Annotated in this window: 13 protein-coding genes and 1 pseudogene; 9 read left to right on the top strand and 5 right to left on the bottom strand. The window is 45.2% G+C overall.

The genetic code is table 11. From position 1 onward, the window contains the following. Nucleotides 1-128 precede the first annotated feature (128 nt). From Q5691_RS16015 to Q5691_RS15995, 5 genes are all read right to left on the bottom strand, one after another. Nucleotides 129-566, bottom strand: coding sequence for a CAAD domain-containing protein (locus Q5691_RS16015; RefSeq protein WP_333215423.1), 438 nt, complete (start codon nucleotides 564-566; stop codon nucleotides 129-131). 196 nt (nucleotides 567-762) lie between these two features. After that, entirely contained in the window at nucleotides 763-1,770 is a 1,008-nt protein-coding gene (locus tag Q5691_RS16010; protein ID WP_333215421.1) for a 2-hydroxyacid dehydrogenase, read from the bottom strand. A 159-nt stretch (nucleotides 1,771-1,929) separates the two neighbouring features. After that, nucleotides 1,930-2,664 (bottom strand): ABC transporter ATP-binding protein, encoded by a 735-nt coding sequence (locus Q5691_RS16005; RefSeq protein ID WP_333215419.1) that lies wholly within the window; start codon nucleotides 2,662-2,664, stop codon nucleotides 1,930-1,932. A 135-nt stretch (nucleotides 2,665-2,799) separates the two neighbouring features. Next, the gene (locus Q5691_RS16000) at nucleotides 2,800-3,456 is read right to left on the bottom strand and encodes an energy-coupling factor transporter transmembrane protein EcfT (protein WP_333345589.1); all 657 of its coding nucleotides are present in this window, start codon (nucleotides 3,454-3,456) and stop codon (nucleotides 2,800-2,802) included. Further along, nucleotides 3,449-4,378, bottom strand: a complete 930-nt coding sequence (locus Q5691_RS15995) for an energy-coupling factor ABC transporter permease (RefSeq protein ID WP_333215415.1) — start codon at nucleotides 4,376-4,378, stop codon at nucleotides 3,449-3,451. Before Q5691_RS15995 ends, Q5691_RS16000 begins: the two co-directional genes overlap by 8 nt. Nucleotides 4,379-4,380: 2 nt before the next feature. Between Q5691_RS15995 and Q5691_RS15990 the strand changes: the two genes are divergently transcribed. From Q5691_RS15990 to Q5691_RS15950, 9 genes and pseudogenes are all read left to right on the top strand, one after another. Continuing rightward, nucleotides 4,381-4,596 carry a hypothetical protein gene (locus tag Q5691_RS15990; RefSeq protein WP_333345587.1) on the top strand — a complete coding sequence of 72 codons (216 nt, stop codon included), beginning with the start codon at nucleotides 4,381-4,383 and terminating at the stop codon, nucleotides 4,594-4,596. Between the two features lie 415 nt (nucleotides 4,597-5,011). After that, nucleotides 5,012-5,644 carry a hypothetical protein gene (locus tag Q5691_RS15985; RefSeq protein ID WP_333215411.1) on the top strand — a complete coding sequence of 211 codons (633 nt, stop codon included), beginning with the start codon at nucleotides 5,012-5,014 and terminating at the stop codon, nucleotides 5,642-5,644. A gap of 129 nt (nucleotides 5,645-5,773) precedes the next feature. After that, complete coding sequence (locus tag Q5691_RS15980) at nucleotides 5,774-6,247, top strand: hypothetical protein (protein WP_333215409.1); 474 nt, start codon at nucleotides 5,774-5,776, stop codon at nucleotides 6,245-6,247. 15 nt (nucleotides 6,248-6,262) lie between these two features. Further along, nucleotides 6,263-6,994, top strand: coding sequence for a hypothetical protein (locus Q5691_RS15975; protein ID WP_333345585.1), 732 nt, complete (start codon nucleotides 6,263-6,265; stop codon nucleotides 6,992-6,994). A 118-nt stretch (nucleotides 6,995-7,112) separates the two neighbouring features. Next, entirely contained in the window at nucleotides 7,113-7,547 is a 435-nt protein-coding gene (locus Q5691_RS15970) for a ferritin-like domain-containing protein (protein ID WP_333075906.1), read from the top strand. 96 nt (nucleotides 7,548-7,643) lie between these two features. Continuing rightward, nucleotides 7,644-8,606: an FTR1 family protein gene (locus Q5691_RS15965; protein ID WP_333345583.1), complete on the top strand. Its 963-nt coding sequence runs from the start codon at nucleotides 7,644-7,646 to the stop codon at nucleotides 8,604-8,606. A 595-nt stretch (nucleotides 8,607-9,201) separates the two neighbouring features. Next, a complete protein-coding gene (locus Q5691_RS15960; RefSeq protein ID WP_333215444.1) occupies nucleotides 9,202-9,939 on the top strand; it encodes a response regulator transcription factor in 738 nt (245 codons plus the stop codon). A gap of 683 nt (nucleotides 9,940-10,622) precedes the next feature. Beyond that, nucleotides 10,623-11,116, top strand: a pseudogene (locus tag Q5691_RS27720) (hypothetical protein). A 469-nt stretch (nucleotides 11,117-11,585) separates the two neighbouring features. Beyond that, the gene (locus Q5691_RS15950; RefSeq protein ID WP_333345581.1) at nucleotides 11,586-12,107 is read left to right on the top strand and encodes a transcriptional repressor; all 522 of its coding nucleotides are present in this window, start codon (nucleotides 11,586-11,588) and stop codon (nucleotides 12,105-12,107) included. Nucleotides 12,108-12,146 lie beyond the last annotated feature (39 nt).

Raw genomic sequence — 12,146 nt, 5'->3', positions numbered from 1 at the left:
GGAGGAGTGGGAGGAGTGGGAGATAAGGAGAGGGGAGAGTGGGAAGAATCCTCTTTCTTCCTTCTTCCTGACATCCGTTACAGAATCCGTTGCCGAACTTCCCTCTTCCCTCTTCCTTCAACATCCCTTTAAGAATCTTTCCCTACAACTTGTTCTTTTAAAGAATCAATTTCCGTTAACAACTCTTGGCGATTAGAAGCCTTGAGCAGATACCGGTAAACAAACCAACCCGTATATCCCATGCCAATCAACTCAAAAATTGGAGCTACCAAAGGGACATCATTAAGAGCACCTAAAACTCCCAGCATTACCTTAATACTAATACCGCCTGCCAGAATTAAACCAACAGTTATGAGGGGCTTTTGGTAGTCAGCAAAAAAATTAGAGAGATAGACTGGAAGTTCCGACAAAATTGTAATAACTTGGTCTTTAATATCTTGGAACTGACCTGCCGTTGTTTCTGTGGTTGTCACTGTAGTCATGACCCCCGGTTTGTCCTCAACCAGATCTACTGTCACGACTTCAGTGATTGTTTGTGTCTCGTCCGAAAAGTTAGCTTGTGTCATTGAATACTTCCTCCGTTGTCAGGTAAAATTGCAGGCTGTGAATTGCTGCCAGTATAATTGTCCGGCAATTAGCACAGCATCCGCGCTGCAGGGACTAATTGATGAGACTAAGGCAGAGTTTCACAAATTGCAAGCAAAAATAACGATATGACTTGATTTTAAACAATTGCCTTCCCTGCCAAATCGGTCTTTTGACTCATTTTTTCACTTGAGCGAGGTCAATTTGATTCGGGCAAGGGCGTCCTTGTTCAAAGTCGGTGATATTGCCGATCGTGGTTTCGGCGATATTTTTCAAAGCTTCCTCGGTGAAAAAAGCTTGGTGTCCGGTAATCAGGACGTTGGGGAAAGTCAGCAAACGCTGAAATACGTCGTCTTGAATGACGTGATTTGACAAATCCTCAAAAAACAGATCCGTCTCTTGTTCGTAAACATCTAAACCGAGGTATCCAATTATACCAGATTTCAGTCCTTTGGTAACAGCTTTAGTGTCAATCAACTGACCGCGGCTGGTATTGATCAGCATCATCCCTGGTTTCATTTGTTTGATCGCCTCTGCACCGATTAAATGGTAAGTTTCCGGTATCAGCGGACAGTGGAGGCTGACAATATCAGAAGCGGCGAAGAGTTCCGGGAGTGCGACGTATTCCATGCCTAGGGCGAGGCAATCCGGGTTTTGGTAAACATCGTATCCCAGCAGGTGACACCCGAATCCGTGCAGAATTTGGGCAGTAATTGCACCAATTCTGCCTGTTCCGACGATTCCCACCGTTTTGCCGTGGAGATCAAAACCCAACAAGCCGTCTAGGGCGAAATTGCCTTCGCGGACGCGGTTGTAGGCCCGATGGATTCTGCGGTTGAGGGACAAAATCAGAGCGACTGCGTGTTCGGCCACTGCGTAGGGAGAATAAGCCGGAACGCGGAGGAGAGTTAGATTTAAATCCTTCGCTGCTGCTAAATCGACGTGATTGAATCCGGCGGATCTCAGGGCCAGCAAGCGAACGCCTTTTTCGGCAATGCTAAGCAGCGTTTTCGCGTCCAAGGAGTCGTTCACGAACGCGCAGACTGCCGGAAATCCAGCAGCCAAAACGCTGGTTTCCAGGTTCAGACGCGGTTCAAAAAAAACTAAATCGTGTTTGTCGCCGACATTCGCTGCTTCCAGAAATGTGCGATCGTAAGATTTGGTGCTGAATACGGCTACCTTCATGATTTTTGCCTGCAAACCCAGTAATAGTTGGAAATTCTTTCCCGATCAACTCTAAAGTTTACTAGAACGCCGTGGCCCCAAACAACCCACTTTCCATGAGAAATATCGCTTGTGGTTAGTTATGACTACTTTATGTAATGACTAATAAACAATGGTTAATTACCAATCTGGCGGCAAATTGTAATATTCTAGAGTTGATTTATCTGCCAGCAAGTCTTGGGTTTTTCTGTCAATTTTAATCTCGCCATCCGCCAAAACTAACGCCCTTTGAGTCGTTTTCCCGATCCAATTCAAATTGTGGGACGCGATCAAAATTACCTCGATCGGCAATTGAGACAAAACTGACGCCAAGTGACGCCGCCACGAGGGATCTAGTCCGTTGGTCGGCTCGTCTAAGATTAAAATTGCCGGCTCTAATGCTAAAATTGCTGCCAAGGCTGCTAATCTTCTTTGGCCTCCCGAAAGTTCGTGGGCCGAACGGTTGGCGAATTCTACTAAACCAAATTCGTCTAATAGTGATAAAGCTCGATCGCGCGCAACTCCCGGCGGCACTCCATAATTGCGGGGCCCGAACATGACATCCTCTAAAATAGTCGGCATAAATAGCTGGTCATTAGCATCTTGAAAGCAAAATCCAATCTGCCTCCGCGCCTGCGATAAAGTCGCCTCTTCCAACTTTTTTCCCTGCACTCTAATCTCGCCCGATTGAGGCATTTTTAATCCGATCAAGTTTTCGAGCAAAGTGCTTTTACCAGCACCTGTCAGACCGAGTATAGCAACTCTTTCTCCCGGTTGCAAAGTAAAAGAAATCCCCCGCAATATTGGCTTTTGATCGTGATATCCGAATACTAAGTTTTCTACTTCGATTGTTGGCACGGATTTGAGTATAGTCAATTTTTATTTTCCTCTATTTTAGGATTAAGAGTATTTAACCGCAGAGAACACAGAGGGCGCAGAGAGGGGAAGGGAGAAGGCAAAAGGTAGAGGCATGAATGAATCAATTACAAATTACCAATTGCCCGTTCTAAATTACCACTTACCATAAGAAGCTATTGTTAATCCGGCTGCCATTAAAATTGCTACTGTCAGCCAGAGTCGCTCTTTTGGTGTTGATTTTGAGTCAGCAGGTAAAGCTCCTTGATAGCCGCGAATTAGCATGGCTGCGTGTACTCTTTCTGCCCGATCGAGACTTCGCAAATAAAGCGCTCCGATCATGGAAGCGCTGGCGTAGCGCAGCCATCCTCCGGTACCCGATAAGCCCCGGAGTTGGGCAGATATTTTCATGCGGTTGACTTCGGTCAGCAGGATTTCCAAGTATTGTCCCGTTAACAGTACAATCTCTTGCAAACCTGCTGGTAGGGGTAATCCTTTGAGGGCGATTCCGAAACTGTGGGGTGGCAAAGTTAACAGGAAGCTGTTCATAATTAGCAGGCAAATTAGGGAACGCAGCAACAGAAAACTAGCGCGTTCCCAACCTTGGGGCAGGACTAATAAGGAGAGAAAAAGCAATTCTGCTCCCAAAAGTTGCGCGAGGGTTCGCACCGGAGCCCTCAGCCAAAACGACCAAAAAAGTGCGATCGCCCCATAAATTCCCAGCCACAGCCAAGCGCCTGTCTTCAGAAAACCCATGCCAATCACAATTGTGAGAGACACTCGCAACCGAAAAGGTATGGAGAGTTTAGACATCTTTAGGTTTTACCACCAACTGAGCAATCCCAAAAGCCGCGCCGAAGCTGAAGGCAGACCCTAAAAGTCCAGCAATGCTAGTACCAATCGGCTGTTCTTCTAATCCTTTAACTGTGTAATCTGCTAAAGGAGTGGGATTTTCGATTGCCACAGCTTCTTTATCTTTAAAGCCGTATTTTTCGGCTACCGCTTCTAACCCGTCAGGCCAACTTGAAGCAAACAGTGAAAGCACCCCGGAAATTAATAAAACTCCGATTACTGGCACTACCCATTTCTGCAATTGTGGCTGTTGTCCCGGCAGTAAATCCGGCCGCACTTTGACGAGATAAGTTAAAACGCCACCTGTAATTACCCCTTCGCCAATCCCAATTAAAATATGTACGCCTACCATTGCGGGCAATGCGATATTGAGCCCTACTGTTCCAGAAATTGCCAATTGGATCGCCACAGAAATCGAAGCAGCCACGACGCTAAGGGCGGCTGCAATCCCTGCTGCTAGCGGCAAACGATTTCTGGAACCTCCCAAAAGTTGCTGCAATGGCTGCAACAGCCACCAGCCCACCCAAATGCCAACTAGCCCCATGTTAAAAATATTGGCTCCCAGGGCGGTGATGCCCCCGTCGGCAAACAAGACGCTCTGAATTATAAAAACTGTACTCATCGCTAAAGTTGCCGCCCAAGGGTTCCCCAAAACGACGGATGCGAGCGCCCCTCCCAACAAGTGGCCGCTGGTGCCGCCGGCTACGGGAAAGTTGATCATCTGGGCTGCAAACACGAAAGCTGTGGTTAAGCCCATGATTGGGGCTTGTCGGAGTCCAAGACTGGCGCGGGTTCGATTTAGGGCAACTGCAATTGCTGCTGCGCTTGCTATGCCGGTGGCAACGGCTACTGGCGGTGAAAGAAAACCATCAGGTATGTGCATTGATGTATCCCAAACAAGAGAACTTCCAGCCCTTTAGTCAACTATTTTTTACAAAAATTTACCATCCCCTGTGGGGGTATTTCTGCGATCGAGCGATCGGGGGATTGGTGGCGGGCGATCGCTTATTTGATATAGATTACCGCCTCAAAGGCAGAATTTTGAGGATGAGAAATTTTACATTAAATAATCCTGAAGAATTATTCGGATATTTTACCTAGCACCCCCAAATTGAAGCTTTTTGATAAGAATTATCAATATTTGTTTACAGATTCACCTCCACAATTGTATTCACCGTCAAGCTCAAACAAGAATATTAAAAAAATATAAAGAATTCCGTGAAAATCTCTCATTGGTTTTATTCTCAACTCTTGAGAATAAATAGCATTAAGTTTTTGAATACCGCAGCCAGTGAAATTAGCAGATAGCTAGTCACAGCAAAAGTATTGCGTGTTATAGAAACTAAAAAGTGCGAATTATTGCGACTTAATATAGTTAGCAGTAGGTTGGCAGTTATCACTCGCGCCAATGGGCGATCGGCTTTTCCCGCACGGGCTGCATTCTCAAGAAAATCAAAGATCTAATGCAATTATTCTCAACTAATTTTCCGACCAACCTACAGGAGGCCCGCCAGCGGTGCAACACTCAACCCCAGACTCAACTACCGATTTAGTTCCATCGGAATTTCCCAAACAGTTAGATATCGCTCAAGTTTCTATCTACGGGCTGAGTTTTTTATCGGCTGGTATGTTTCTGTTTTTACCTTTAGTCAACCTACTGCATCCCAGCCATTGGCAACGATTGATGGGAACCATTCACGGCTTAGGCGCAATGTTTGCAATGGTAGTGATGGTTTACACGGGACATTTAGCTTTCCCCTTGCTGCGGGGTGCCGGTAAAATCTTGCCGCAAATGCGTACATTAGCCTTTTGGTCATCTATTTTGAGCTTTTTAGCCATAGCTACCGGCAATTGGGCTTATATGCGTTATCGGGCAGGCATGGACTTTGGCGGAGCTCGGGCTTGGCTGAAAGAAAACTCGCCTTTAGGGCAGTATGTTTTGATGGAATATCACGAGTTTAGCGTCCTGTTTACCCTGCCATTAGCAATAGCTTGCACCTGGATTCTGTGGACTTACGGCGATGCAATTTTAGAAAAGCAGAATCGCCCGGTTTTAACCGCAACCTGTGTAGCTTTGATGGCGCTAATGTTTTTTTCAATGGGTGGCATGGTAAGTGGAATTGGCGTTGCAAAAATTCATGCTTTGTAGTCAGCATTGGCCAATTATCAACTATCAATCGATCGACTCTCAACTCTAAACTCTCAATCGATTGACTCTCAGGGCGGACAAGGTGGCACTGACCCTACCCACTATCAACTATCATAGGAGATTTGTGAAATGACCAGACAATTATCCCGCCAAAGTCATGCGGGTGATGAACCTTTTTACGGAAAACTTTGGAGCAAATTAAAACACTTTCCCAAAGGTTTAGCTGAGGGTTCGGCAACTGCGCCTAGCGTTTCGGGCCCGGCAGCAGCAGCAATAGTTAGCGCTGCAATTGGTTGTTTCACAATGATGGTGAGTCACCATTTAGGGGACACATCCAAAGAGATAAACGAAATGCTTTGGAACCTCGGTAGTTGGATTCCGGGAAGCAAGACTAATGATGAATTGTGGGGAAACATCGGCAGCTACACGGGCAAAGAAACTATGTTGCTTGTCGGTTGGCTTGTCAGTTGGCCAATTCTGCATCTGCTGTGGAAAAATCAGCAGATTAAAAGTCGCACCATATTTTTCTGGATGTTTGCTTTGTTAGTTGCTGCGACAGCTATGTCCTGGCATCCTCTCTTCCCCTATTTGCCCTTAACTTAAATAATTCGAGGTTTAATGATGGAAACAAAAAATAAGCCGATCCCAGCCAGGGAGATGCACAAAATAGTTTGGATTAGTATGGGAGTTTTGACTCTTTTCTTTGTGACTTTTCCTATCTCAATGTGGCGCGTCAGCCAAAAAGAAAAGTTTCTCGGTTCCCACGTCAAGTCTTTCACAATGGAGGGGAAAAAACCCGATAATGCTGTTGCTAAGGGGCTGGTCCAACCAGCGATTGCGAGTAGCAGTGCGCTTGCGACTACAAATAATTCCAGTTTAGTTGTTGACAGCCAAAAAAAGCTGCCTGAGAAGTCTCCACAGGTTGTACCTTTCACTAATACGTCTACTGAAACGGCTATTTCGAGTAGCCCTACAGATAAGACTGTCCAAGCTGTACCTGTATCAGCAGGCCAGCAGCAAGTTCAGGCGGTGGATGGAACAAATCAGACAGCAGAAATTACGGATAGCGTAAAACTAGATGAGTTAGCTCTGAAAGTCTACGATCGCATCGATCAAAGTTGGCAAACTAGCCCTACGTTCAATCAAAATCTAGTCTATCGAGTCACTACAAGTCAAGATGGGGCGATCAGCAATTTCGAGCCGCTCAATCAACCAGCCAAGGATTACACCCAAGAAACTCCTTTGCCACATCTGCTCAAATCTCCCGAAACTAGCAGCAACAATGCAGCGCCAGTCGCTAAATTTACTGTAGTGTTTGCTCCTACTGGCACCTTAGAAGTTAACCCCTAACTCACATACAACATCTATATCCGGTAATGTTCGCCATCCACACCTTACTTTTCATTTTTAACTTAAATGTGATATTATAAACAGCGCCCTCTAAGGCATTCTACTTCTAAAACAACAAATGAAAGAACTTGACGAGAAAAAAACCCAGGAACTGCTATGCACCATCATGGAATGGGAACTGGCAGGTGTCGTGCGCTATACCCACTATTCACTAATGGTGACAGGGCCAAACCGGATTCCCATCGTGCAGTTTTTTAAAGCACAAGCCACGGAATCTCTAATCCACGCCCAACAAGCAGGAGAAATTCTCACCGGTTTAGAGGGGCATCCTAGTCAGAAAATTGCTCCCATCGAAGAAACCTACAAACACTCGGTGAAAGACTTGTTAGAAGAAAGTTTAAATCACGAGAAAAAAGCGCTCAAAAAGTATAAATCTTTACTTGAAGTTGTGACAGACTCCAGCGTTTATTTGGAAGAATATGCCCGCAATTTGATTGGGCAAGAAGAATTGCACCAAGTAGAATTGAAAAAAATGCTGCGGGATTATAGTTGATTTAATCATTAGTTAGTTGTTATGGGTTATTGGTTATTGGTTATTTCCACTCACCAATGACCAATACCCCATGCCCATGCCCCATGATTATAAAAAATGAATTTTAGTGAAGCCATACCCACTTTTGTAATTACCCTGCGCGAAGGCGTAGAAGCCGCCTTAGTTGTCGGAATTGTACTAGCTTGCCTCAAAAAAGCCGAGCAAAGTCACCTCAATTCTTGGGTTTATGCAGGTGTCGCAGCCGGCATTGGTGCTAGCGGTATTGTGGGTATTCTCTTCAATGGATTGCTCGCAGCACTATCAACCTCAGAGCAGCCTTACGCACCAGTCATTAAACAGCTATTAGAGGGCGTGTTGGGCATTGTGGCGATCGCAATGCTAAGCTGGATGCTAATTTGGATGACTCAGCAAGCTCGCTTTCTCAAAGCAGAAGTTGAAGGAGCAGTTACAGCAGCTTTAACAGAAAATAGCAATGCCGGCTGGGGCGTATTTGGCTTAATTTTTATTGCGGTACTGCGCGAAGGTTTTGAAACAGTTATATTTGTCAGCGCTCAATTTCAACAAGGTTTAACTCCTGCTTTGGGTGCTTTGGGCGGTTTGACTGGGACCGCAATCATTGGCGCGCTACTGTTCAAATGGGGTGTCAAAATTGATATCCGCCTGTTTTTCAAGTTTATGGGGATTTTGTTGCTGTTAATCGTAGCAGGTTTGGCAGTATCTGCACTCAAACATTTTGACCAAGCCGCTGGGATTTTGTCGCAGATGAATAGCAAATATTCAGCAATTTGTTTTTATTACGATCGCCTCGCACCACTCCACTCTTGTATTTTAGGGCCTCTGGTGTGGAATGCAGCGGAAATTTTGCCCGATCGACAATTTCCAGGAGTGATTCTCAAAGCACTGTTTGGATACAGAGAGCGACTTTATCTCGTCCAAGCGGCGGCTTACACCATATTCTTAGCCACCATCGGCGGTCTTTATTTCCAAAAATTAGGCTCTCAGGCAACTCTTCCCAACCAAAATACTCAGCCAGCTCGATCGGAAACTCGCCCTCAGTAGGTACGCAACTGTTTTTATCGGTTGTTTTGCTGATTCCAGGGCGATAAAAAAAATTAGCCCCACACGCAAAAAATTGACCAAAAACTTTCAGTTTGCGGGATTTATTATTTGACTTTTATATGATACAATTAAAGGGTGCCAACATTGTTTATTTATTTTATAAATAGTCATAATAATATTATTTGATAATACCGTCAATACCCCAAAAAATAGGCCCTACCAATCCAAAAACACAAAAATTTTATCAGCAAAATTAACTAACTTAAAAAAATTACAGTTAACGGTTAACAGGGTTATGTAAAACGCAGACTACCGTTAGGGCGATCCTGTGAAGCCCCAGGCGCACCCTGCAAAAGTTAAGGCTGTTCTTTCCGACCAAAAATCTGTCCCCAGCAAGATTTTTGGTAAACAGTTTTCTGATAAGCGCTCTTAGGGCTTATAATTAGTACAAGAATATTTACAGAGTCCCGAAAGTTCTTAATCAACCTTATAATCCTTAATGAAGCTTAAAATTAAAAAATTGTTCGTTAAAGTTACCTGGAACCCCCAGAAGGCTGTAGGATCTGCCATTCGGTTAGCTGTGAGATAAATAATGATGCCTCGGATACTTGTTATTGATGATGACGCGGCGATCGCCGAACTCGTAGCAGTCAACCTAGAAATGGCTGGCTACGAAGTCACCCAGGCAGAAGACGGCATCAAAGGTCAGGCACTAGCCATACAAATGCTCCCCGACCTGATCATGCTAGACCTCATGCTGCCTAGAGTAGACGGATTCACCGTATGTCAGCGTTTGCGGCGTGACGAGCGCACCTCCGACATTCCCGTCTTGATGTTGACAGCCTTAAGTCAAACTCAAGACAAAGTAGAAGGCTTCAACTCCGGCGCCGACGACTACCTGACCAAACCCTTTGAACTAGAAGAGATGCTAGCCCGAGTGCGAGCTCTACTAAGACGCACAGACCGCATCCCCCAAGCGGCCAAACACTCCGAAATCCTGAATTACGGCCCGCTGACCCTTGTCCCCGAAAGGTTTGAAGCTGTTTGGTACGCTCAGACAGTCAAACTGACCCACCTAGAGTTTGAGTTGCTGCACTGCTTGCTTCAGCGCCACGGCCAGACAGTCTCTCCCAGCGAAATTCTCAAAGAAGTGTGGGGTTACGACCCCGACGACGATATCGAAACTATTCGTGTACACATCAGACACCTGAGAACCAAGATGGAACCCGATCCCCGCCATCCTCGGTACATCAAAACCGTATACGGGGCTGGTTATTGCCTGGAGTTACCCAACAACGAGCAAGTAGCTGAACAAACAAAATCCTCTGCTTGAGCTAGCACGCCAGATGCAACAAGCAGTTAAAAGTTCCGCTAGAAAAGCCTGAGAGCATTTGCTCTCAGGCTTAGTTGTTTGGAGTTTGATATGAATATGTCAACAAGTAGGCATTAACTCTCTTCATTCGGAAAAAAACAATCCCACACCCCCCTCTGACCGCGCGGTTTCATTCTCTTGTAGGGGCTAGCCCCATGTCTGAAACTGTGAAATCGCCTGTGGGGGGCTAGGCACGGGGACACTACCCCTACAAAATCGCGATTTTCGTGAGAACGAAACCGCCCTGCCTCTAACCGTACTTTTAGAGAAGCTTGTCCATAGGAAAGTACCGGATTTCTTTTTCCACCTTGTCTTTTCCGAGAGGATTGGATACCTACTTAAACAATACTCTAGCCATAATACTCTTTAATAATATTATTTATCAATAAATTTAGAGGTATTCCTTTAGCTGCTATTTTGGCTAAGAAGAAGCCAAACTCCGCTCAAGCGCCAAAAACAGTCATAATCGTGATATAACGATGTTTTTTCCTACTGATTTACATACCTGAACTCAAATCAGTGAAAATTTTTCTCAAATACCCCTTGACTAAACTACTAAAATTGTTGATTATCTATATCAATAATCTGCGATCGCTTAAAACTCCCCTGGCATCTTTCTCAAGAGGTAAATCGCCGTGACCAGCATGGCAAAATCCTTCCCAGCCGAAGGAAAATCATTTCCCTGGTGGGTCGGCAACGCCCACTTAATCAACCTTTCCAGCCGTTTGCTCGGTATCCACGTCGCCCACGCCGGCCTCATCGTCTTCTGGGCGGGAGCCTATCCCTATTAGAGCTTTCCCGCTTTAACTCAGAATTGCCCATGTACGAACAAGGCTTAATCCCGTTGCCAAACCTAGCCAGACTCGGCTTGGGCGGGGGTGCGGGAGGCAAAATTGTCGAGACTGATCCGTACTTCGCCATTAGGGCGATTCACCTAATCAGCTCAGCCTTTCTCGGCTTCGGCGGCATCTTTCACCCCCTCAAAGGGCCAGCCACCCTCGAAGCAAGAACTTCTTTCTTTGGCTACACATGGGAAGACGCACACAAAGTGACCACCATCTTGGGCATCCACCTAGTTTTGCTGGGTGTCACTACCTTCTTGTTGGGGGCTAAAGCTATGTATCTCGGTGGTTTATGACTGTCTTTTTCTAATATTTATGTATTGCCACTTTGATTATTTTTGTGGAGTCTGTCCGTAACATTTTCAGAAGGAGTGCATCAAATCAAGCGCTTGTATCCAATTCCTTGTGATTGAAATTTTTTTACTAACGACTACCGCCTCACATTTATAGTGCGCCCGTGCGTTGCTTGTGCTGAAGATGCGAGCGGTTGCACTGACTTTGAACCTAAGACTTGTTTTATCAATGCTTATCCGCAACATTGCTATAAACTTCACAAAAATTACGCAGAAATACCGAAAACAACTTTTTCAGTTCCACTTTTAGCAAAGGGGATAGGTGGCTAGCAGATTACCCTGGACTAAAGGGAGAGTCTAGAGTTATATGGATTATCACGGAAAATATACTTTAGGAGCATCTAAAAAATAGCACGAATAAATAACAGATAATCCATGACCATCCTCGTTCAACTTTTTTATTTTTTCCGACATGAATTTATACAGTGCTAACTCACTCAAAGTCGAACTCAACCAAAGAGGCTGCCGCCTGACTCCCCAGCGAGAAACTATTTTGAGTGTCTTTCAAAATCTACCGCAGGGTAATCATTTAAGTGCGGAAGAATTATACAGGACTTTGCAGAATCAAGGAGAACGAATAGGCTTGTCTACTGTCTACCGAACGCTGCATTTGTTAGCAAGGATAGGAATTTTGCGTGAACTAGAATTAGCAGAAGGACACAAACATTACGAACTGAATTTTCCCGAATTGCACCACCACCATCATCTGGTTTGCATTCAGTGTCACAAAACCTTTGAATTTAGCGATGAATCAATTTTAAAAATTGGCAAAAAGCAAGTTGAAAAAGCTGGGGTAGAACTGCTTGACTGTCAGTTAACTGTGCGTGCTGTTTGTTTGGAAGCGCTGCGGGAGGGATGGCCTTCTTTGGTACCCAGTAATTGGTTGTGTCCCAGATCTGACGGGGTGACAGGTTGCCTGAAAAACAGACTCTGAGGCAATCCTAGACAAATCGCCTCAAAAAAGATAGGGTAA

It is taken from the genome of Microcoleus sp. w1-18aA5 (assembly GCF_036701705.1).
Classification (GTDB): domain Bacteria; phylum Cyanobacteriota; class Cyanobacteriia; order Cyanobacteriales; family Microcoleaceae; genus Microcoleus.
Note: the sequence above shows the minus strand (reverse complement) of the source record. Positions and strands in the feature narration are given on the sequence as shown.